This window comes from Flavobacterium sp. FlaQc-48 (genome assembly GCF_044007335.1).
Lineage (GTDB): Bacteria > Bacteroidota > Bacteroidia > Flavobacteriales > Flavobacteriaceae > Flavobacterium.
Map to the genome: position 1 here is coordinate 21,000 of NZ_JBIPCR010000005.1, position 20,719 is coordinate 41,718.

General features: G+C 35.1%; 21 protein-coding genes. 6 read left to right on the forward strand and 15 right to left on the reverse strand.

Annotated features, from left to right (window positions below; all coding sequences use genetic code 11):
* Positions 1-7 precede the first annotated feature (7 nt).
* The 13 genes from ACHRWY_RS09505 to ACHRWY_RS09565 all read right to left on the reverse strand — a co-directional run bounded on the left by ACHRWY_RS09505 (position 8) and on the right by ACHRWY_RS09565 (position 13,422).
* Complete coding sequence (locus tag ACHRWY_RS09505; RefSeq protein WP_395354098.1) at positions 8-748, reverse strand: DUF2092 domain-containing protein; 741 nt, start codon at positions 746-748, stop codon at positions 8-10.
* 28 nt (positions 749-776) lie between these two features.
* Positions 777-2,174 carry a DUF2252 domain-containing protein gene (locus tag ACHRWY_RS09510; RefSeq protein ID WP_395354100.1) on the reverse strand — a complete coding sequence of 466 codons (1,398 nt, stop codon included), beginning with the start codon at positions 2,172-2,174 and terminating at the stop codon, positions 777-779.
* Between the two features lie 6 nt (positions 2,175-2,180).
* Entirely contained in the window at positions 2,181-2,963 is a 783-nt protein-coding gene (locus ACHRWY_RS09515) for a DUF2490 domain-containing protein (RefSeq protein WP_395354102.1), read from the reverse strand.
* A 68-nt stretch (positions 2,964-3,031) separates the two neighbouring features.
* Complete coding sequence (locus ACHRWY_RS09520; RefSeq protein WP_395354104.1) at positions 3,032-3,202, reverse strand: hypothetical protein; 171 nt, start codon at positions 3,200-3,202, stop codon at positions 3,032-3,034.
* Between the two features lie 28 nt (positions 3,203-3,230).
* Positions 3,231-4,577 carry a DUF1214 domain-containing protein gene (locus tag ACHRWY_RS09525; protein WP_395354105.1) on the reverse strand — a complete coding sequence of 449 codons (1,347 nt, stop codon included), beginning with the start codon at positions 4,575-4,577 and terminating at the stop codon, positions 3,231-3,233.
* A 28-nt stretch (positions 4,578-4,605) separates the two neighbouring features.
* A complete protein-coding gene (locus tag ACHRWY_RS09530; protein WP_395354107.1) occupies positions 4,606-5,436 on the reverse strand; it encodes a hypothetical protein in 831 nt (276 codons plus the stop codon).
* A 104-nt stretch (positions 5,437-5,540) separates the two neighbouring features.
* Positions 5,541-6,554 (reverse strand): HAD family hydrolase, encoded by a 1,014-nt coding sequence (locus ACHRWY_RS09535; protein ID WP_395354108.1) that lies wholly within the window; start codon positions 6,552-6,554, stop codon positions 5,541-5,543.
* Positions 6,555-6,629: 75 nt separating this feature from the next.
* Positions 6,630-8,285 carry an arylsulfatase gene (locus ACHRWY_RS09540; RefSeq protein ID WP_395354109.1) on the reverse strand — a complete coding sequence of 552 codons (1,656 nt, stop codon included), beginning with the start codon at positions 8,283-8,285 and terminating at the stop codon, positions 6,630-6,632.
* Between the two features lie 605 nt (positions 8,286-8,890).
* Entirely contained in the window at positions 8,891-10,321 is a 1,431-nt protein-coding gene (gene pyk / locus ACHRWY_RS09545) for a pyruvate kinase (RefSeq protein WP_395354111.1), read from the reverse strand.
* Between the two features lie 5 nt (positions 10,322-10,326).
* Positions 10,327-10,815, reverse strand: coding sequence for an IPExxxVDY family protein (locus ACHRWY_RS09550; protein ID WP_395354113.1), 489 nt, complete (start codon positions 10,813-10,815; stop codon positions 10,327-10,329).
* Between the two features lie 125 nt (positions 10,816-10,940).
* Positions 10,941-11,681 (reverse strand): ribonuclease III, encoded by a 741-nt coding sequence (gene rnc / locus ACHRWY_RS09555; protein WP_395354114.1) that lies wholly within the window; start codon positions 11,679-11,681, stop codon positions 10,941-10,943.
* Between the two features lie 9 nt (positions 11,682-11,690).
* Positions 11,691-12,944, reverse strand: coding sequence for a beta-ketoacyl-ACP synthase II (gene fabF, locus ACHRWY_RS09560; protein WP_395354116.1), 1,254 nt, complete (start codon positions 12,942-12,944; stop codon positions 11,691-11,693).
* Between the two features lie 241 nt (positions 12,945-13,185).
* Positions 13,186-13,422: an acyl carrier protein gene (locus tag ACHRWY_RS09565; RefSeq protein ID WP_007137004.1), complete on the reverse strand. Its 237-nt coding sequence runs from the start codon at positions 13,420-13,422 to the stop codon at positions 13,186-13,188.
* 175 nt (positions 13,423-13,597) lie between these two features.
* Between ACHRWY_RS09565 and purN the strand changes: the two genes are divergently transcribed.
* Together purN and rnhA are read left to right on the forward strand one after the other, a co-directional pair.
* Positions 13,598-14,161 (forward strand): phosphoribosylglycinamide formyltransferase, encoded by a 564-nt coding sequence (purN, locus tag ACHRWY_RS09570; protein WP_395354118.1) that lies wholly within the window; start codon positions 13,598-13,600, stop codon positions 14,159-14,161.
* A gap of 126 nt (positions 14,162-14,287) precedes the next feature.
* Positions 14,288-14,764, forward strand: a complete 477-nt coding sequence (gene rnhA, locus ACHRWY_RS09575; protein ID WP_395354120.1) for a ribonuclease HI — start codon at positions 14,288-14,290, stop codon at positions 14,762-14,764.
* A 74-nt stretch (positions 14,765-14,838) separates the two neighbouring features.
* On the opposite strand, the gene ACHRWY_RS09580 is transcribed toward rnhA, so the two are convergent.
* Entirely contained in the window at positions 14,839-15,186 is a 348-nt protein-coding gene (locus ACHRWY_RS09580) for a DUF6249 domain-containing protein (RefSeq protein WP_395354122.1), read from the reverse strand.
* Positions 15,187-15,648: 462 nt separating this feature from the next.
* Between ACHRWY_RS09580 and ACHRWY_RS09585 the strand changes: the two genes are divergently transcribed.
* Together ACHRWY_RS09585 and ACHRWY_RS09590 are read left to right on the forward strand one after the other, a co-directional pair.
* On the forward strand, positions 15,649-16,236 hold the full coding sequence (locus ACHRWY_RS09585) for an RNA polymerase sigma factor (protein WP_395354123.1): 588 nt from the start codon (positions 15,649-15,651) through the stop codon (positions 16,234-16,236).
* Positions 16,220-16,615 carry a hypothetical protein gene (locus ACHRWY_RS09590; protein ID WP_395354125.1) on the forward strand — a complete coding sequence of 132 codons (396 nt, stop codon included), beginning with the start codon at positions 16,220-16,222 and terminating at the stop codon, positions 16,613-16,615. Before ACHRWY_RS09585 ends, ACHRWY_RS09590 begins: the two co-directional genes overlap by 17 nt.
* 2 nt (positions 16,616-16,617) lie before the next feature.
* On the opposite strand, the gene ACHRWY_RS09595 is transcribed toward ACHRWY_RS09590, so the two are convergent.
* Positions 16,618-17,196 (reverse strand): hypothetical protein, encoded by a 579-nt coding sequence (locus ACHRWY_RS09595; RefSeq protein WP_395354127.1) that lies wholly within the window; start codon positions 17,194-17,196, stop codon positions 16,618-16,620.
* A 245-nt stretch (positions 17,197-17,441) separates the two neighbouring features.
* Between ACHRWY_RS09595 and ACHRWY_RS09600 the strand changes: the two genes are divergently transcribed.
* Entirely contained in the window at positions 17,442-18,365 is a 924-nt protein-coding gene (locus tag ACHRWY_RS09600) for a PfkB family carbohydrate kinase (protein WP_294788874.1), read from the forward strand.
* 79 nt (positions 18,366-18,444) lie between these two features.
* Positions 18,445-20,343, forward strand: a complete 1,899-nt coding sequence (locus ACHRWY_RS09605) for an amidophosphoribosyltransferase (protein ID WP_395354129.1) — start codon at positions 18,445-18,447, stop codon at positions 20,341-20,343.
* Positions 20,344-20,719: the final 376 nt, after the last annotated feature.

Below are 20,719 nucleotides of genomic sequence, written 5' to 3' on the forward strand. Positions count from 1 at the left end.
TATAGGATTATTTAGTGTTTTCTCTAGGCGCTAACTTTACTTTTGTAGCTTTTGGAGGCGTCGTAAATTCAAACATTGAATCCGGATAATCTGTATTTATAGTCCAGTCTTTATAAAGTGCTTCGTATTGGGGATAATCTTTATCAGAAGTATAAATGATCACCAATTTTACGGGCAGGAACAAATCATCACTCCCGATCCAGAACTGAAAACTTTTTGTTTTATCACTTCCTGCAATATGAAAACATTCACGTCCGTCGACTATCGTTTTTCCAAGAAAAATCAAGTTTCCCTGTTCTGATAGTAAATCCTGTAAAAAGGTAGGATAGAAAAAATCAGCTCCGGGAAATTCAATCCCGAATTTTTTACTAGTTTCATCAATGGTTTCAATAACAGACCCCGGAGCACTTGTAGAACCATACGTATTATTGTCGAAAGAATAGTAGTTCAGGCTTTTGCCATTATACCACAAACCGCGATTTCCTTTATCTCCTGATGAAGTAACTTTCATTTTATCCGGAAACTTTATCGCCACTTTATCGTTTATGGAATGTTTAATAAGTCCTAAAGTTTCATTGGGGACATCATACGTTGTAATCGCTGTAAAACTGCAGGATTTTATATCCTGTAAAGTTTCGCCAGTTCGATGTAAGAGAAAAACAGCCGTAGAATCTATACGCTGTGTTTGGCCGTTTGTTGTGATTGCTAACATCACAAAGCCCATCAAAAACAAAAACTTTTTACCCATATACTTTATTTTATTAATTAATGAAAGGTTAGACTTCTGTCGAAATTGGCAATCTTCCCTCTTTTATTGCTTGTAACATTCTATTATAATCCAGATCATTTTGATTGGCATAGGCAACGGAAAATTTCGAAATTGCATTGGCAAATTCATTACTTTTTCCTATATAACCGGATAAAACCGAAGGATCTCCCGTACGGGCGTGTGCTCTTGCAAGTGCCCATCCGCAGGCTTTTGCGTAATCGTTCATGTTTTTAGCTTTCATGATTTCAAGTACCGGTTTTACCTTGGCATCACGCAACTGACGGATGTAAAAAAACTTGTTATTGTCGTCGTTTGTCCATCCTAAAAACATATCCGAAGCCGATTGCATAAGCCTTTGCCCCCTAACAATTCGTTCGCCCTGATGTGTATATTTACTTTTAACTTTTACATTATCCTCCAGCACACTTTTTCTGGCTTCTTTAAACTGTAAAAAAATAGGTTCGCCCGTTGCCGACATTAATAAACTAATGCCGCAAAGTGTTCCTACACTTCCTACCCCTACAACCTTTATGGCCAGATCGTGCAAAGTATATCTGCTTAAAAGCACTTTTTTATCATCAGACAATGTCGCTAGATATCTGTGATGTATGGTTTCAGCTTCGAGTAAAATTCGTTTTCCCTGCTCGCCTGTTGGATGATAGATTAAAGGGGGATTATCTTTTATCCGGGCACGGGAACCTTCCTGATATGTCATCTTTGCAAATTCTTTTTCATGTGCTGTATATTCTGCTGCCTTTTTAATTCGCTTTTGCTGAAATGCTCTTATGTCTTCATCTTCCCCTCTTTCAATAAGTTCTGCCAAATCGATCTGCGCATACCAAATTTGAAGTGCCGATAATTTACTGTATTCCAACATATGTCTTTTATAACTGTCGGCCACATTCCAGGCAAATTCTTTACAGGTTTTATTAGAGAAATTTCTCCATCTTCCGGCAATGACAAAACTTGCCGCCAGCCTTTTTAAATCCCATTCCCACGGTCCTGGAAATGTTTCATCAAAATCATTAATATCAAAAACCAGCTGACGTTCGGGTGTTGCAAATCCTCCAAAATTCATTAAATGACAATCGCCGCACAGCTGAAGATCAATTCCCGTATTGGGCGTTTGTGCCAGATCAGCGGCCATAATTGCAGCAGCCCCTCTAAAAAATGCAAATGGTGATTCCATCATTCGGCTATATCGAATGGGTAATAAACTCTCTATTCTTCCAATACTGGTTTTAATTAGAATTTCAACCGGATCTTCGCGGTCTTCTTTAGGGTTCCATTCCTGATGAACTGAGCGGGGCGTCATTTTTCTGACAGCAGCACCTTTATCAAAACGTTTTGCTTTTGATGCCGCAGGGTCAAATCTGTTTTCGCTTTCTTTAAATTCGTCAGTCATAGCTTCTTAATTTTCTTTTCTTTTAAAAGGCAAATCTGTCGTGAGTGTAACTCTGATCGTATGGTTCATTCGGCTAAGACCACTTTCGGTATCAGGAGATTTCCAAAAGATCTGATTCATATATCCCAGTTCCATTCTAATTTCCCTGCGTTTGTCCAGACTGTATGCCGTTCCCAAATACAACCGGTTTTGATCCAGATAATTTTCATTACCACTTGCCGCATTGGTTCTTATATGAACCTCATCATACACAACGGCAGCCCATCTCTGTTTAAACCACAATTGATACCGAACCTGATATCGAAACGTATTTTCGAATTTGTAATAATCAAAATGATCACTTGTACTAGCAGGATCATCTTTTCGTCCTAACCAGCGTTGTTCCATCCTAAAACGTTGTGACCAGACTTCATTTCCTTCTTTCTTAACAATACGCCAGATAAATTGCTCGTATATCCTGTAATCCGGGTTGTTGTAAGGCAATGAAACTTCATCATAAGGCAAATCCCATTGGTAGGCAACACCCGCCCCTAATCGGTTTCCGTTTTTAAGATAATAATTGGCTCCGGCCCTGTAAAAAGAACCCTGAAGTTCTGATACAAAATCATTTCCTTTTGAATATCCTTCCAGTAATAATCCCCATCTTCCGTCTTCTTTAAAAGGCAAATACATTTCGTACCCCACCCAGGCAGCAACATTTTGCGCCATTTTTTGAGCGTTTGTTTTCACGCCAAAAAGCGCAAATACAATTAAGGTAAACAGCGTTGTAGAAATATTGGCACTCTTCATTTATTACAAGTAGATCAATTTTTACAATTACTTCAATAACTATTCTGAATTATTATTAGGCAACCTAATTATTTCACTTCCTTAATAGATTCTTTTGAAGGCAATTCGCCATCCATTTTTATTTCAGTTCCGGATGAAGAAGCTGATGCAGTCGTTTCATTTATTGTTGTCTTTTTTTCGCATCCAACAGCTAAAATTAAAAATGAAGCAGCTAAAAAAATAAGCGATTTCTTTTTCATGGAATTTGTTTTTGGAAGTTATAATTAACTATTTCTTTTCTTCAATAGGAGCCGGAAACCATTGTCCGTCAAGAACCGGTTTTTTCGAAACATACATCCTGAAAGTTAACGCAAAACCTTTTCCTGCAGGAGTGGGTAACCAGTTGCTTTCTATTGCTCCTTTAGGCAATGACGAAGCGAGCCAGATACTCAATGATCCGTCAGGATTTTTCTTTAAACCAGAAACATTGTTCAGATTGTATCTTTTTAATTTATTATCTACTACTCTGTAATCCGGAACGCTGTATAAGGTCACAGACCAAAATGCATTGACTTCTGAATCCGGAAGTGCCTCTTTAGGAAACTTGATTTCATAGACTTTATCGCCACTTAATAATTGCTTATTGGTATCCATAAGTCCAACGAAATAAATGGCTTCTTCTATCCGGTTAGCCCATAGCCCTCCATAATTGATAATATCACGAGCCAATATATCATCACCAAAATTACCTGCAGCATACGATACTGACCATCCGCCTTTTTGGGTTCCAAAACCTTTTGCACCAGATAAGAAGGTAGGGATTGCTTTGGTTTTTATAATTTCATCGACATGTGTTTTAGCTTTATCCTCTTTTTTGCGATACGCTTCAACAGCAGCAACTTTTGCCTGATATTCTTTTGATTTTGGCATTACATCGGGATAAGATGCGATTACTTCATCTGCCTTGTCAAATATTTCAGCACCAATTGGTTTTTTAGGACTAAAATCAGGAATAGTAATTGGCGGCGCGACTTTGATTCCGTCAGGAACGTCAAATGTAAATTGCTTTTGAAGTTTTTGTGCAATAGCCGGAGTTCCTTTCAACTCTACTCTTGCCAGCATTTTTACTTTTTCTGATGGCAATTCGATTTTTACTGCTCCTGCGGGAATCGTTGGATTAGATCCTTTTAATACCAAAGCAAATTTTCCGTAAGGGGTCTTAGGAAAATTACGTTCGTTGATATTTACAATTACTTCTCCCCAACCGTCTAATAATTGTGCCGTATAATAACGCCCTTCGATTTTAGGAACATTCAGAATTACGGCATGATCTTTATCAACAGCAATCCAGGCTTCCAGATAAGCAACATCAAGATTTGGATTCACAAACTGTGCTGACCCAAGCGGATTGTATTTGATTTTATTATACCCTGCTTTTTCTACATTGATATCATGATTCTCCTGTTGGATTACGAGATATCTCGCATATAAATAAATATAGGCATCGACAATATCCTGATCTGCGGGAGCTGCAGTTGTTTCTGAAGCTGCAGTTGTGGTATCTTTAGTTGCTGTTTCTTTTTTGCAACTAATAAACAGGGCTACCGCAACTAGTATAAGAAGTGATTTTTTCATGGAAGTGATTTTTTAAATGGAAACTTTTTTACGAACCCGGAAATACAAAAGCCACTACGGCTCTTAATCCCCAATCAGGTCTGCTTTCATGCGGGCCTACAATTGGAATTAATGGCATAACGGCAAACTGAACCACCTGATCACCTAATTTAGTAACCGCACCTATTGATGGATTTAGGGAAATCATTGTTGTATTGGCTTCCCAGTTTTGGGTAATCTCTGCATTGACACCTAAACTTGCCCCGCTTTTGTAACTGTGTGAAAGGAAAATTTGTGTGTAAAAGCTATTAAAATCGGCACGGTCTTCATTTCCTGCCACAGACCAAATTTGATTGGCTAAAAAACCCACAGAAAGTCCTTTTCCCTGATGCATAACCAATACACTTGGTCCTACACCAAATTTTTCTGTTCCTAAAAATTTATCAGTAGCAGTTGGTATCAAAAATGCAGGTCCGAATCCAAAAATAATTCCCTTTGTTTTAGGAGCAAAAAAAGCGGTTACGGTCGCGTCACTTAAACCAAATTGATGGGTGTTTTCTCCCGTAATATCACGTTGATCTACTACAGGAAGAATGTAACGGGTAATTAAATTTAAATTATCACTTAATTTAAAAGGAACTACAGGTTGTATGTTTATTGTATATTTTGATCCGTTATAAGGACCAATACCATAATTAAGATTGTTTTGTAACGGAACACTAATTAAACTCGCCACAGGATTTGCTAATTTGTCTGCCAGTTCCTGTGCACTTGCTCCCGCTTTTGCCGGTTCTTCCTGTGCAAACAGAACAAAGCTTAAGAGTAAAAAAGTTATACTAAAAAATAATTTAACGCTATTCTGTGCTATTGTAGATTTCATAATCATGTACTTTAAGAGATTTATTAATCATGCTGAAAAAATTAAAAACGAAACAAATTCCAACTTGTAAAAGTTGTTTCATTTTTACTTCTCACTAATTCAAATTATTTATCCGGAAATATTTTCTTCCAGTCATCTTTTATACTGATTACATGATACTTATACTTAGCTGCAGTATTTAAGGATAGATTATCTTTTTCCTGATAACTGTATTCTCTGGCTTCATCATTGTGGTTGACTATCATTTGAAATGAAGGGTACTTGCTTCCTGATGAGTATCTCAACATGGCCAGATCACCTGCTCCGCCTTCGTTTCCACAAGCAAAAACAGGACGTTGTCCAATATGCAATTGTATGCCAACAGGTTTTCCTTCTTTATCATTTAAAAGATCCAAAGCTGGTTCTCTTTGAATGCTGTTTGTTGCATCATCAAATTTGTATTTGAAAGAAGTTCCTACTACCTGATCTTTTGGAATACCATAAAAATCCTGTGATATTGAACGAACTAATTCTACGGTTCCTCCGGTTACAATAAAAGTTTTAAATCCGTTTGCACGCAGATAGTCCAACAACTCTAATTGCGGCTGATATCTAATTTGTTTTAACGGAACATTTTTTCCCGGATATTTGGCTCCTGTAAAAAATTCTTTTGCTGCCGCTTCAAACTCATCTTCGGTCATGCCGGTATGGGTTGCAGCCACTAAATCGATCAGTGCTTTCTCACCTCCTGTTTCAAAATACGTTTTATCTTTTTCGACAACGGCTTTGAAAGGTTGTTTTTGTGCTAATTCGGGTTTTGCTTCGACCATTTTCTTTACTCTGTAAAAAGCAAATAATTCCTGAACATAGGGTTTTTCAGCCCAAAGTGTTCCATCATTATCAAAAGTGGCGATTCTGTCTTCTATTGGAATAAAATCCGGACTTCCTTTTTTGGTTACTTTGGTTACATAAGCAATAATTTCTTTTTTTAAAGCACTCTCATTCCAGCTTGGCAGCGGATCTGAGTTTTTTGTAAAATTTACAGGGTTTGAAGGAGGTACTGTTGTAGCGCTATCAGCTTTATGAAATGAAACCAGTAACAATAAAAATAGGGGCAATATATATATTTTTCTATACATGATATTGATTTTTCAAGTTATGGAATAGCTTGAGTTATGAGGTAACTCAAGCTATTTTATTTCCTAATGATATTTTTATTTTTTCTTTGGAGCTGCCTGAGATCCTTTCAACTGACCTTGTAGTTTAATGGCATCCAATGTTTCTTCCATAATAGTAGCCGGAGAGAAACTTGGCGGTATGGCTCTTGGAGGATATTCTTTAAACGTTCCGGCAAATTCTGCTACTTCAGCAATAAAATCATAGCCATAGTAAACGTGATTTAAAATCCAGTCCCAATACGTATTAGACGTGATATCGGCTCTTTCGTATGGATCCTGGTACAAATTATACATTTTTTGCAAACGTAATTTGGTAAAAGGCTCTGCCCAGACCTCTAAAGTTCCAGGAGAACGTTGTTCAGCAAAAACGGATTTATAATCTCCTTTTCTCATCGCTACCAGTAATCCATCATCATCAGAGTAGAAAAATTTATTTCTTGCACTTTTTGGGCTTTTTCCTTCTAAATATGCTGACTGATCATAGCCATCTAAGTGTACTTTATAAGTAATACCATTGGCTTTGTACCCTGTTAGTAATTTTTTTGTCAAATCTGGTTCTCCGGCAATAGCAGCCAAAGTTGGCATCCAGTCATTGTGCGCCATTAATTGATCACTAATTTGTCCCGGTTTAATATGTCCCGGCCAGCGAACAACACATGGTACGCGAAAAGCTCCTTCCCAGTTGGTGTCTTTCTCAGAACGGAATGGTGTCATTGCCGCATCAGGCCAGCTGTTCATGTGAGGTCCATTATCCGAAGAATAGACTACGATCGTATTATTAGCAATTCCTAAATCGTCTAATGCTTTTAAAAGTTCCCCAACAGTCATATCGTGCTCGATCATACCGTCGATATATTCACTGTCACCATGTGTGTATTTCCCTCTGTGTTCAGGTCTTACGTGGGTACGCAAGTGCATACGGGTAGCATTGTACCATACAAAAAATGGTTTTCCGGCAGCATTTTGTCTTTTGATATAATCAATAGCTGCAGCAGATGTTTCATCATCTATAGTTTCCATTCTCTTTTTAGTAAGAGGCCCTGTATCTTCTATTCTTTGTTTCCCTATTTTTCCAAAACGAGGATCTACTGTTGCATCATCTGTACTTGTTGCTGTACATTTTAAAACACCGCGAGGCCCGAATTTATTAAAGAAAGCAGGATCTTTAGGATAATCTGCCAATTCCGGTTCTTCTGAAGCATTCAAGTGATATAAACTTCCAAAATATTCATCAAATCCATTTACTGTTGGCAAATTCTCGTTTCGATCTCCTACGTGGTTTTTACCAAATTGCCCTGTAGCATAACCTAAATTTTTCATGATTCCGCCAATCGAAGGATCTAACTGATTCATACCCATTGGAGCACCAGGAAAGCCTACTTTAGTCAAACCCGTACGAATACCTTGCTGACCAGTTAATAAAGCAGCACGTCCCGCGGTACAGCTTTGTTCTCCGTAATAATGAAGAAATTTTATCCCTTCATTAGCAATACGATCAATATTAGGTGTTTGATATCCCATTAGACCATTACTATAAGCGCTAATATTACTTATACCAATATCATCTCCCCAAATAATTAACACATTGGGCTTTTTTGTATCCTGCGCGTGTATTTCAGTTATTGAAAAACAAGCTAATGCAAATAGCATTATCGAATTTCTAAATCCATTTTTAAGTCTACTTTGTTTCATGGTAATAAAATTTGTTAATAATTCTTATCAATTTAAAATACAGGAAAAACACTACTAATTAAAAGTGGTATTGATAGTTTTTAATTTTAGTGGTATTAACTTTTTGAAATTATCGCCCAGGGTATTTGCGACAAAATTTTCTTAACTTTTTTTTATGATTCTCAAAATTAACCAATAAAAAACTGACTAATAGCAATTTAAAGGCGAGAGCTTGTTTCATTTTATAACTTGCAACATCAAATTAGTACTGTTTTACTATTAGATGTATGTATTTATCTAACATAATGTTGATTCTGTAACTTTGTGTAGTTAATTATACAGCTAACATTGATTAATACTATCAGACTGAAAATCAATAGTTTGAAAAATAATGCAAGAAAAAAGCTAAAAAAAGTGTTTCTGCGGAACAAATATACACAGATGAAGCTTTAAGACTACAATTTTTTAACAATTATTTTATATTTTTCCTGTTAAAAAAAAGAATAATAAAAAAAGGTTCTGTCAGGGCTCTCTATTGACGTATAGTAAGAGAAAAAGGAATTAATTAAACAAAAAAAAACCATCAAAAAATTTGATGGTTTTTATATAAATAAGGAAGCAGGGAATTATTCTATTTCAGAAACTCTCATAGTGTTTACCATTCCTTTATCTTTAATTGGCATTGCAGCAAGATTGATTAAATAATCTCCTTTTACAGCATACCCTTTTTGAACTGCGATTTCATTTACATCAGTTACAGTATCATCTGTACTTTCGTCTTTATCATAGAAGTATGATTTTACTCCCCATAATAAATTCAATTGTGTTAAGATTCTTTTGTTTGAAGTAAATACTAAAATATGTGCCGATGGTCTCCACGCTGAAATTTGAAAAGCTGTATAGCCACTGTTTGTTAAAGTACAAATGGCTTTAGCTTTGATTTCATTTGCTAATAAAGCTGCCTGGTGACAAACTGTTTTAGTAACAAAACGTTTTGTTTTAATTTGTGGTGTGTTTTGTGGAACCTGAATAAGCGGAGAATCTTCAACAGCCTCACAAATCTGGGTCATTTTCTGGATTACCTGTACCGGATAGTTTCCTGTAGCAGTTTCTCCGGATAGCATTACAGCATCAGCTCCATCCATTACAGAGTTGGCAACGTCGTTTACTTCTGCTCTTGTTGGCGTTAAACTTGTAATCATAGTTTCCATCATTTGTGTGGCAACGATAACAGGTATTCTCGCAGTTTTAGCTCTACGGATCAGGTCTTTTTGAACCAATGGTACTTCATGAGCAGGAAGTTCAACTCCTAAATCTCCACGGGCTACCATTAAAGCATCACAATAAGCTATAATTTTATCCATGTTCTCAAGAGCTTCCGGCATTTCAATTTTAGCAACAATTGGAATTTTATATTCTGAATGCTTCGCAATTAATTCCTGCAAATCTTGTAAATCACGAGGTGTTTTTACAAATGAAAGTGCAATCCAGTCTACTTTTTGCTCAATAGCAAAAATAGCATCTGCAATATCTTTTTCAGTTAAAGCCGGTAAAGAAATTTTAGTGTTTGGAAGATTAACCCCTTTTTTAGATTTTAATTCTCCACCCTGAATTACTACAGCCGTAACTTCTGTTTTTTTATCTGTTGTCAGAATTTCAAAAATCAATTTACCATCGTCAAGCAAAATACGCTCTCCAGGATTAACATCATTTGGAAAATTCTGATATTTCATGAACACTTTTTGAGCTGTTCCCACAATATCTTCTGCAGTCGTAAAAGTGATAACATCACCATCGTTTACTACGGTTCCTTCTTCCATTACCCCAACTCTAAGTTTTGGTCCCTGCAAATCTCCAAGAATTGCTGTAGTGTAACCAAACTCTTCGTTAAGTCCTCTAATAATATTAATCTTTTCTTTTACTCCTTCGTAATCAGCATGCGAAAAATTAACCCTAAACACATTAACCCCTGCATCGATCATATCTTTGATAATCTCTCTCGTACCACATGCAGGACCAAGTGTAGCGACAATTTTGGTTTTCTTGTTTGTTAACATTGTTTTTAAAAAATTAGATTGTTTTTTGATTTTATTTTATCTGTATCTACGGCATAAATAGCCGCAATACTTTCGATTGTATTTAATTGTTGTTGAATTTCTGAAAAATCGACAGCCTCTTCGCTATTCTCTATTTTCAGGAAAAAATCTACTTTTTTGAATTCAGGAAGTAAATGAATTGTTGTTGAAACCTCACTTGTCTCATTGGAAAACAAATCTTGAGAATCATTTTTACTCGCTGAAATGATCTCATTTTTATTCTGAATTAAATTCCATGAAACTGCTTTTTCGGCATCATAATAATAAAATCTCGAAAAATTTGCCTCGCCTTCTTTAGTTTGAGCATGGATCTCGTTTTTGCTCTTACTTAAGTTTATCGGAAGGTTTTTATTGATAAAATAAGCCAATCTATAATCTTCTAATGAAGTATGAATTGCCATTAAATAATAATCAATTTCGTCAAATTCGTCTAAATCCAATCTATGAATAGCCATGTCATGAAAAATCAAGTTGTAAATATACTATTTCTAACGGAGCATCTATAGTTAAGATGTGCTTGTTTTTGTTAATTTATAAACGAAAACGTTATAGCTTTAAGATAGTTACCGCTATTTTGTAGCTATTTCTTGTCTATTTTCTCCTGAAATGCAAAATAAGCTCTTTGTGATGCTTTCTCTTCTGCTTTCTTTTTTGAAGTTGCCCGCGCTCTTGCGATTACTTTATCGTCTATACTTAATTTAACACCAAACAAACGTTGGCCGTCGATACCGTTATCTTCAAAAATATCATAATGAAAGATTCTCTTTTCTTTCTGACACCATTCGATAACCAAGCTCTTGTAACTAATTACTTTTCCTTCGAGCCTTGCAATATCAACGTAAGGGGTAATGACTCTTTTTTGAATAAACTTTTCGCAAAATGCATACCCTTTATCCAAATAAATAGCTCCTATTAAGGACTCAAAAATATTACCATGAATATTTTCTCCAAAATGCTGAATAGGCACTTTACTTTCTACAAAGCGAACTAAATTTAAATCTTTACCTAATTCATTCAAATGTTCACGGCTTACAATTTTCGAACGCATTTTGGTCAAATAACCTTCGTCGCCATTTGGCGCTTTATTAAACAAATGTGCGGCAATAACAGCACTTAACATCGCATCCCCTAAAAACTCCAATCTTTCGTAATTGATCGGGTGTCCTGATTCGTCTAATTTATTCGAAGATCTGTGTGTAAATGCTTTCTTATAATAATCGATCGTAGCCGGTGAAAAACCAACTATTTTCTGAATAGTGTCAAAAAAAATCCCGTCTTCTAGAGAACGGGATTTAGAAAATATTTTTTTGATAATATTCATATACAGAAATTAGTCAACTAATTTTTTAAACAATACACAAGCATTGTGTCCACCAAAACCAAATGTGTTGCTCATAGCAACATTTACTTCTCTTTTTTGAGGTTTGTTTAAAGTAAGGTTCAATGACGGATCAATGTTTTCGTCAACCACAGTATGGTTAATTGTTGGAGGAACGATACCGTGTTGCATCGCTAAAATAGAAGCAATTGCTTCAATAGCTCCGGCAGCACCAAGTAAGTGTCCTGTCATTGATTTGGTAGAGTTGATATTAATATTTTTTGCATGTTCGCCAAAAACAGCACTAATTGCTTTTAATTCGGCTACATCTCCTAACGGAGTAGAAGTTCCGTGAGTATTGATATGATCAACATCTTCAGGGTTCATTCCGGCATCTCTTAATGTATTTTTCATTACTGCAATAACTCCAATTCCTTCCGGATGTGGTGCAGTTAGATGGTAGGCATCAGATGACATTCCGCCTCCGCCAATTTCGCAATAAATTTTTGCGCCCCTGGCCTTAGCATGTTCGTATTCTTCCAGAACCAAAGCTCCTGCTCCTTCTCCTAAAACGAAACCATCTCTGGTTGCATCAAAAGGTCTTGAAGCCGTTTCCGGACTTTCGTTTCTTGTAGATAAAGCGTGCATCGAGTTAAAACCTCCCATACCTGCAATAGTAATGGCAGCTTCTGATCCTCCTGATACAATAACATCACACATTCCTAAACGAATGTAGTTGAAAGCATCAATTAAAGCATTTGCAGAAGATGCACATGCAGAAACAGTAGTATAATTAGGCCCCATATAGCCATTACGCATAGAAATGTGCGCAGGTGCAATATCGGCAATCATTTTAGGAATAAAAAACGGATTGAATTTTGGAGTTCCATCTCCTTTAGCATAATAAATAACTTCTTCCTGAAAAGTTTCTAAACCACCAATTCCTGCTCCCCAGATAACACCTACTCTTGTTTTGTCGATATTATCATCAGTAAGTCCGGCATCCTTAATAGCTTCATCACTTGCAGCAACAGCGTATTGAGCGAATTTATCTAATCTACGAGATTCCTTGCGATCCATGTAATCTTCAATATTGAAGTTTTTTACTTCACAGGCAAATTTCGTTTTATGCTTCTCTGTATCATAATACGTGATAGGAGCAGCTCCGCTAACCCCATTCACAAGTGCTTCCCAGTAATCCTGGATATTATTCCCTATCGGAGTAAGAGCACCTAATCCTGTTACAACAACTCGCTTTAACGTCATAAATATGTGTTTTGTACTTTAAACAAATAAAACCCACGCTTTCTTAACTGTATTGTTTACTTAAGAGCCATGGGTATTACAATATAAATATATCTTTTTGATTGAAAACCAATCGAAATTTAAATTTTAAAAAAAATAATAACACCCGACTCTTAAAAATTACAAAGCTCAAAAATCAAATTCCAATTTTGGAATTTAGAATTTCAAAAATTGGGGTTTTTAGAAATCGGGTGTGGTATTATTATTTTTTAGCTTCCTCGATATAAGAAATAGCTTGACCAACAGTAGCAATGTTTTCTGCTTGATCGTCTGGAATTTGAATATCAAATTCTTTTTCGAATTCCATAATAAGCTCAACAGTGTCTAATGAGTCAGCTCCCAAATCATTAGTGAAGCTTGCTTCTGTTACAACTTCGTTTTCGTCAACACCTAATTTGTCTACGATAATCGCTTTTACTCTTGATGCAATGTCTGACATAATCTTTAATTTTAGAATTTAATTTGTTGGCAAAAATAAAAAACTTTATTTTAAAACAACTATTTAGTTTATAAATGTAACACTAATTTATAAAATTAATTTCAAGAAAGCCCTTTTAATACTATTTATTTTCGATTTTTATTCCGTTTTTTGCATTCTCAAAATAAGTTTCATTATGAAAAAAATTATCGTTTTTGCCTCAGGATCAGGAAGTAATGCTGAAAATATAATAAAATATTTTGCAAAAAGCAAAATTGCCAAAGTCGTTTCGGTTTTTACGAATAATGCTTCGGCAAAAGTCATCGAAAGAGCAAAAAATCATCAGATTCCGGTCGAAATCTTCTCAAAAAACGAACTTTTAGAACGAAATGTTTTACAAAAAATACAGGAAATCGCCCCGGATATGATAGTTCTGGCAGGTTTCTTATTGCAATTTCCGGAAAATATAATTGAACAATATCCACACAAAATCATTAATATTCACCCGGCCCTTTTACCTAATTATGGCGGTAAAGGAATGTACGGCATGCACATACACCGTGCTATAGTAAACAATAAGGAAAAAGAAACCGGAATCTCTATTCATTATGTTAATGAAAATTATGACGAAGGAGCGATTATTTTTCAGAAAAATGTAGCCCTCACAGATGATGACACCCCTGAAACAGTAGCCGAAAAAATTCACGAACTGGAGCAAAAGTATTTTCCGGAAATTATTTCAAGATTATTAGAAGAATAGATCCGTTAGATGGTTAGACTTCTAAGATCGTCAGACTATTAAATATAGCCTTTAATGAATTCAAAAAAGCCGAACATCCAAAATCTAAGAAATCTAAAATCCTAAAATCTAAGAAGTCTAAAAAAAATGAATCACGAAGTACATATATATACTGATGGCGCTGCAAAAGGAAATCCCGGAAACGGAGGTTATGGCGTAGTGATGGAACTGGTTGGAACACCACATAAAAAAGAATTTTACGAAGGTTTTCGGCTTACTACCAATAATAGAATGGAGCTTTTAGCGGTAATTGTGGGTCTGGAAAAATTAAAAAACCCCAACATGAAAGTTTTGGTTGTTTCAGATTCTAAATACGTAATTGATTCTGTGGTAAAAAAATGGGTTTTTGGCTGGGAGAAAAAAAACTATACCGGCAAAAAAAACCCCGATCTCTGGAAACGTTTTTTAATTGTTTACCGCAAACACCAGGTGGACTTTAAATGGATTAAAGGACACAACAACCACCCGCAAAACGAACGCTGCGATGAACTGGCTGTTATGGCCTCTATGCAAAAAAACCTTTCCGTAGATGTTTACTATGAAACCATCGGTTCAAAATCATAACACAAAAGGCGTCGAAAACAATTGTTTCCGGCGCCTTATAATCGTTATTGAAGATACTAACTTAAACGTTTTACTTACTCTTTATCTAAATCTTTTGCTCTGTGAAACCCCACAAGCAAACCCACCCCTGACATGGTAATGATCGTTGCCGGATAAATTACATCTGAATTCATTTGTGTGTAAGTCGAAAGAAATAAAGCGATAAAAAATCCAAGTCCAATTCCGATTAAAAGAAAAGCGGTATTCAGAATAAAGATTTTCCAAACCGGAACTCCATTTGTTTTTCCTTTTAAAAAGATACTGGCATCGACCCCTTTTTCTATAAGCGCCAAACGCTCTCTGTTTCTTGTTGAATAAATAAGATAGACGATTCCGAAGATCATTAAGAAAAGACTGATTGGTACTAAAATTTGTGCTCCCATAATTTTTATGTTTTTATAATTGATTGATACCCCATATGACGACAGTTTTTGAATTGAGGTTACAACTTTCACTAAAAAATTTCAATTTCTAAGCTCCAAACTCCAAAACTTACTGAATATCAGTTAATTTTGAGTTTAAAATTGTTTTTAATGAAACCATAAATCTTTATGTATAGTAACATAATCTTGTGATCTCGATTTCTATGATAAAAAATCCGTTTTAATCCGTGTTTTCGCGAAGCGAATCTGCGTCATCCGCGTTCAATATTAGCGATTTGCTTTGCGGAATTTCTAGTGCGATTTCTCGTTCCCCGAAATGACAAAAATGCGCAGGCCAACTTTAAAATTGGAATTTGGACTCGAGCGCTAGCGAACAGGCGAAGCAATTTAAAAAAATTGAAATTTATTTATTTATTTTAAAATTCTTGTAACCTAAACACAGAACGTGTCGTCTTACCCAATATGAGTACAATAAGCGATCAATATTATATCGATAAAATCCTGCAGGGTGAGACCAATGCTTTTGCCGTGCTGGTCGATCGTTATAAGGATATGATCTTTTCATTGGCCCTTAAAATGATTAAGAACAGAGAAGAAGCCGAAGAGGTCGCACAAGATACTTTTATCAAAGCGTATAATTCTTTAAGTAAGTTTAAAGGCGATTCTAAATTTTCGACCTGGATTTATAAAGTAGCTTACAATACATGTTTAGATCGTTTGAAAAAAAACAAAAAAGAAGACAACAATATTTCAATAGATGAATTTTCGGCACATTTAATTAAAACAATGGACAATGCCTTAAGTGCTTTAGAAGATAAAGAACGAAAGCAAACGATTCAAAATTGTTTGAATTTATTACCAAGAGAAGAGAATTTCTTGCTAACTTTATTTTATTTTGAAGATCAGAATTTAGAAGAAATTGGAAAGATCATGAATATTAATGCTAATAATGTTAAGGTAAAATTATTTAGAAGCCGACAAAAATTAGCCGTAATTTTGAAAAAGCAATTAGAACCAGAAATAATAGAATGTTATGAAAGAGAGCGATAAAAATATAGAAAATCTAATTGATAAAATGATGGCCGAAACTACTTTGGAATCACCATCATTTGACTTTACCTCAAAAATAATGTCTCAGGTTTTAGTGGCCGAAAAAAGCAAAATAAAAACTTACAAACCTTTAATCTCTAAAACAACCTGGATATTTATTGGTATAAGTGTAATTGCTTTAACCCTTTATTCTGTGTATTCAAATAATGATATTTCTAATTCTGAAACAGCTCAAGTATATTTAGACAAAGCTTCTGACCTGTTTTCAGGAATTCATTTTTCTAAAAATCTACTTTATGCTTTATTAGTCGTTCCTTTTATGGTTTTAATTCAGATTGGGGTTTTGAAAAATTATTTTGACAAGAAGTATGAGTTGTAGAATTATTTAAAAGAATCTTCTCTTTTTATAATATAGTCAATTCCAAGATAACAATCTTCGCTTACATCATATCTGTTTATAAATAGCAAATATACTATTGTGAGATATTCGTTAGTTTTTAGATTTGATTTATTGAGTTCAATTTCATTTTTTCTTTGTGATGGTTTTGAGTATTTTTTTAGAAATTTATCAAATCCTAAATCTGAATATTCTTTTTCTATTTTTTGATTTAATGTAAACCTTTTTGGATATGTTGGATTTTTAAATAGTTTTTTATCCAAAACAAAACCATCATTTAAAACTGCATTTAAAAACTCTTTGAAAGATTTGAATCTTTTAGAATAATCCTCTTTATAAAAGAAAAATAACTCATCGCCATTTATCAAAATAATTTCATCACTATTTACACCAAAATATAAATCCGTAAACGATACTGGTGGAGGTGGTAATCTAACAATTCCATTTTTAACTTCTCCTCGATCAGCCAACTTCTCAATCATTTCTTCAGAAAAACTGGGCTCTTTTCTTTCACAGGAAATCAAAAAACAAAGCAACAGCAATAAGGTTATAATTTTATCCATGAATGAAATCTGACATTTCAACAAATCTAACTAAAATCTTCAACTCATTTTTCGAAAATAAATATTGTATTTTAAATCGAAAAAACATATTTTAAGCACTCAGAGGAATCAAATTTAATTCACTCATTTACAATAGTTTTAGCCCCGAAAACGATATTCTTTTTTTATGAAAATTTTGAGAACCTAAACCGTTGCAATATTGTAACTTATGAAGTATCTTTGCACCCTAATTCGAAATTCATAAAATGAATAAATTATTGATTGTTGGAACGGTTGCTTTCGACGCGATTGAAACTCCTTTCGGAAAAACAGATAAAATATTAGGTGGTGCTGCAACGTATATTGGTTTATCGGCATCATTTTTTAACTTACAATCGGCCATTGTTTCTGTAGTTGGTGACGATTTTCCTCAAGAACATTTAGATCTTTTGACTTCAAAAAATATTGATATCTCCGGTATCGAAATTGTAAAAGGCGGTAAAACCTTTTTCTGGAGCGGTTTATACCACAACGATCTAAATTCAAGAGACACTCTTGTAACGGAATTAAACGTTTTGGCTGATTTTCAACCAAAAGTTCCTCAAAACTACAAAGATGCTGATGTTGTGATGTTAGGAAACTTACATCCTTTAGTACAAAGCAGTGTTTTAGATCAAATGGAGAAAAAACCAAAATTAGTAGTTTTAGACACTATGAACTTTTGGATGGATTGTGCTTTACCTGAATTATTAGATGTAATTAAACGTGTAGACGTTATTACAATCAATGACGAAGAAGCAAGACAACTTTCAGGTGAATATTCATTAGTAAAAGCAGCCAACAAAATCCAGGAATTGGGACCAAAATACGTGGTGATCAAAAAAGGAGAACACGGCGCACTTTTATTCCATAACAGAGAAGTATTCTTTGCACCGGCTTTACCATTAGAAGATGTTTTTGATCCAACAGGAGCAGGAGACACTTTTGCAGGTGGTTTTTCAGGATTCATTGCACAAAGTGAAAACATTTCGTTTGGCAATATGAAAAATGCGATTATCTACGGATCAAATTTAGCTTCATTTTGTGTAGAGAAATTTGGAACCGAAAGGATGGAAACCTTAAGCAAGGCCGAAGTAGCAATTCGATTACAACAGTTTAAGTCGTTAACACAGTTCGACATAGAAATATAATGCCCGAAAGCCTCGATAACACGGGGCTTTTTTATTACGTTAATACACACAACTTACAACAACACAAATACAAAAAACAATGAGCGACGCTTTAAAACACGAATGTGGTATAGCCTTAGTTAGACTTCTTAAACCGCTTGAATATTACAAAGAAAAATACGGAACTGCTTTTTACGGGATACAAAAAATGTATCTTATGATGGAGAAGCAACACAACCGTGGTCAGGATGGTGCCGGATTTGCAAGCATCAAATTAGATGTTGAGCCGGGACAACGTTACATCAGCAGAGTTCGTTCTAATCATTCTCAACCAATACAGGATGTCTTCAAACAGATCAATGACCGTATCAATGAAGAATTAACTGCAAAACCTGAAATTGCAGACGACATAAACAAAATCAAAGCAGAAATTCCGTACGTGGGCGAATTGTTTTTAGGGCACGTTCGTTACGGAACTTTTGGAAAAAACAGTATTGAAAGCGTACACCCGTTTTTACGTCAGAGTAACTGGATGCACCGCAATCTAATTTTGGCAGGTAACTTTAACATGACGAATGTTAAAGAACTTTTCGAAAACTTAGTAGAGCTTGGACAACATCCAAAAGAAATGGCGGATACCGTTACAGTTATGGAAAAAATTGGTCACTTCTTAGACAAAGAAGTAATGCAACTTTACCAGGACTGCAAACAAGAAGGCTACTCCAAAAGAGAAGCTTCTCCCGTAATTGCAGAACGATTGGATATTGCAAAAATACTTACCCGCTCCGCTAAAAATCTTGACGGTGGTTATGCCATGGCAGGACTATTAGGACACGGAGACGCCTTTGTATTTAGAGATCCTGCAGGAATTCGTCCGGCTTATTTTTACCAGGATGACGAAGTTGTTGTTGTAGCTTCTGAAAGACCTGTTATTCAAACGGTATTCAACGTTCCATTTGAAAGCGTTCAGGAAATCGATCCGGGAAATGCTTTAATTATTAAGAAAAGCGGAAAAGTTTCGATGCAACAAATTTTGGAACCAACGGTAAAGAAAGCCTGCTCATTTGAAAGAATCTATTTCTCAAGAGGAAGTGATGCCGAAATTTATCAGGAACGTAAAAATTTAGGAAAATTAATTTTACCTGCTGTACTTGAATCAATTGACAGCGATACAGACAATACTGTTTTCTCTTATATCCCGAATACAGCCGAAACTTCATTTTACGGTTTAGTTGAAGCAGCTCAGGATTTCCTGAACCAAAGAAAAAACAATTATATTTTAGCCAACAGAAATACCCTTACAGCTGAAACGCTACAAGAATTATTGGCCGTTAAAATCCGTACCGAAAAAGTAGCGATTAAAGATGCTAAACTTAGAACCTTTATTACTGAGGATAGCAGCCGTGACGATTTAGTCGCTCACGTTTACGATGTAACTTACGGAGTGATCAAACCAACCGATAATTTGGTTATCATTGATGACAGTATCGTTCGTGGTACAACACTTAAAATGAGCATCATTAAAATGATGGATCGTTTAAATCCTAAACGTATTGTAATTGTTTCATCGGCACCACAAATTCGTTATCCTGATTGTTACGGAATTGACATGGCAAAACTAGAAGGCCTTGTAGCTTTTAGAGCGGCACTGGCTTTATTAAAAGAAAGAAACCTATACCATATAGTAGACGAAGTTTACGCAAAATGCAAAGCCCAGGAGAACTATGTAGATAGTGATGTAGTAAATTACGTTACAGCAATTTACGACCAGTTTACGCCTGAAGAGATTTCAGATAAAATTGCCGAAATGCTAAGTTCACCTGAAATCAATGCCGAAGTAAAAATCATTTTCCAAAAAGTAGAAGATTTGCATATTGCTTGTCCTAAAAATCTTGGAGACTGGTACTTTACAGGAGATTATCCAACTCCCGGAGGGAATCGTGTAGTAAACAGGGCTTTCATGAATTTTTACGAAGGAAAAGACGCCAGAGCGTATTAATAAAATACTAACAAAAGGTTAATTTGTGCATTTCATCGGTTTTTTTTGCCGTTCGTCCTATATGTTTGGTAAAAATGAAAAGCTACAATACTTTTGAAATACCATAACATTAGTAGGTTAAGTTTATGGTAGATTTGGGGCAAAAAGGGTGGAAGTAATTCCACCTTTTTTATTGGAATAAACTCAAGTATTTCAATTTTAAAGAATTATATTCCTTTTGTCGAATATATTGACCATTCGTCTGAAAAGTTTTTTTAATAAAAATAGCTGCCATACTTTTACTAAACCATAACATTAGTAGGTTAAGTTTATGGTAGATTTGGGGCAAAAAAGGTGGAAGAGATTCCGCCTTTTTTATTTTTTTTTTAGAGCAAAG

Coding starts and splice junctions, on each gene's coding strand:
- ACHRWY_RS09505 (WP_395354098.1), bottom strand. CDS start 748: ATGGGTAAAAAGTTTTTGTTTTTGATGGGCTTTGTGATGTTAGCAATC.
- ACHRWY_RS09510 (WP_395354100.1), bottom strand. CDS start 2,174: ATGACTGACGAATTTAAAGAAAGCGAAAACAGATTTGACCCTGCGGCA.
- ACHRWY_RS09515 (WP_395354102.1), bottom strand. CDS start 2,963: ATGAAGAGTGCCAATATTTCTACAACGCTGTTTACCTTAATTGTATTT.
- ACHRWY_RS09520 (WP_395354104.1), bottom strand. CDS start 3,202: ATGAAAAAGAAATCGCTTATTTTTTTAGCTGCTTCATTTTTAATTTTA.
- ACHRWY_RS09525 (WP_395354105.1), bottom strand. CDS start 4,577: ATGAAAAAATCACTTCTTATACTAGTTGCGGTAGCCCTGTTTATTAGT.
- ACHRWY_RS09530 (WP_395354107.1), bottom strand. CDS start 5,436: ATGAAATCTACAATAGCACAGAATAGCGTTAAATTATTTTTTAGTATA.
- ACHRWY_RS09535 (WP_395354108.1), bottom strand. CDS start 6,554: ATGTATAGAAAAATATATATATTGCCCCTATTTTTATTGTTACTGGTT.
- ACHRWY_RS09540 (WP_395354109.1), bottom strand. CDS start 8,285: ATGAAACAAAGTAGACTTAAAAATGGATTTAGAAATTCGATAATGCTA.
- pyk (WP_395354111.1), bottom strand. CDS start 10,321: ATGTTAACAAACAAGAAAACCAAAATTGTCGCTACACTTGGTCCTGCA.
- ACHRWY_RS09550 (WP_395354113.1), bottom strand. CDS start 10,815: ATGGCTATTCATAGATTGGATTTAGACGAATTTGACGAAATTGATTAT.
- rnc (WP_395354114.1), bottom strand. CDS start 11,681: ATGAATATTATCAAAAAAATATTTTCTAAATCCCGTTCTCTAGAAGAC.
- fabF (WP_395354116.1), bottom strand. CDS start 12,944: ATGACGTTAAAGCGAGTTGTTGTAACAGGATTAGGTGCTCTTACTCCG.
- ACHRWY_RS09565 (WP_007137004.1), bottom strand. CDS start 13,422: ATGTCAGACATTGCATCAAGAGTAAAAGCGATTATCGTAGACAAATTA.
- purN (WP_395354118.1), top strand. CDS start 13,598: ATGAAAAAAATTATCGTTTTTGCCTCAGGATCAGGAAGTAATGCTGAA.
- rnhA (WP_395354120.1), top strand. CDS start 14,288: ATGAATCACGAAGTACATATATATACTGATGGCGCTGCAAAAGGAAAT.
- ACHRWY_RS09580 (WP_395354122.1), bottom strand. CDS start 15,186: ATGGGAGCACAAATTTTAGTACCAATCAGTCTTTTCTTAATGATCTTC.
- ACHRWY_RS09585 (WP_395354123.1), top strand. CDS start 15,649: ATGAGTACAATAAGCGATCAATATTATATCGATAAAATCCTGCAGGGT.
- ACHRWY_RS09590 (WP_395354125.1), top strand. CDS start 16,220: ATGAAAGAGAGCGATAAAAATATAGAAAATCTAATTGATAAAATGATG.
- ACHRWY_RS09595 (WP_395354127.1), bottom strand. CDS start 17,196: ATGGATAAAATTATAACCTTATTGCTGTTGCTTTGTTTTTTGATTTCC.
- ACHRWY_RS09600 (WP_294788874.1), top strand. CDS start 17,442: ATGAATAAATTATTGATTGTTGGAACGGTTGCTTTCGACGCGATTGAA.
- ACHRWY_RS09605 (WP_395354129.1), top strand. CDS start 18,445: ATGAGCGACGCTTTAAAACACGAATGTGGTATAGCCTTAGTTAGACTT.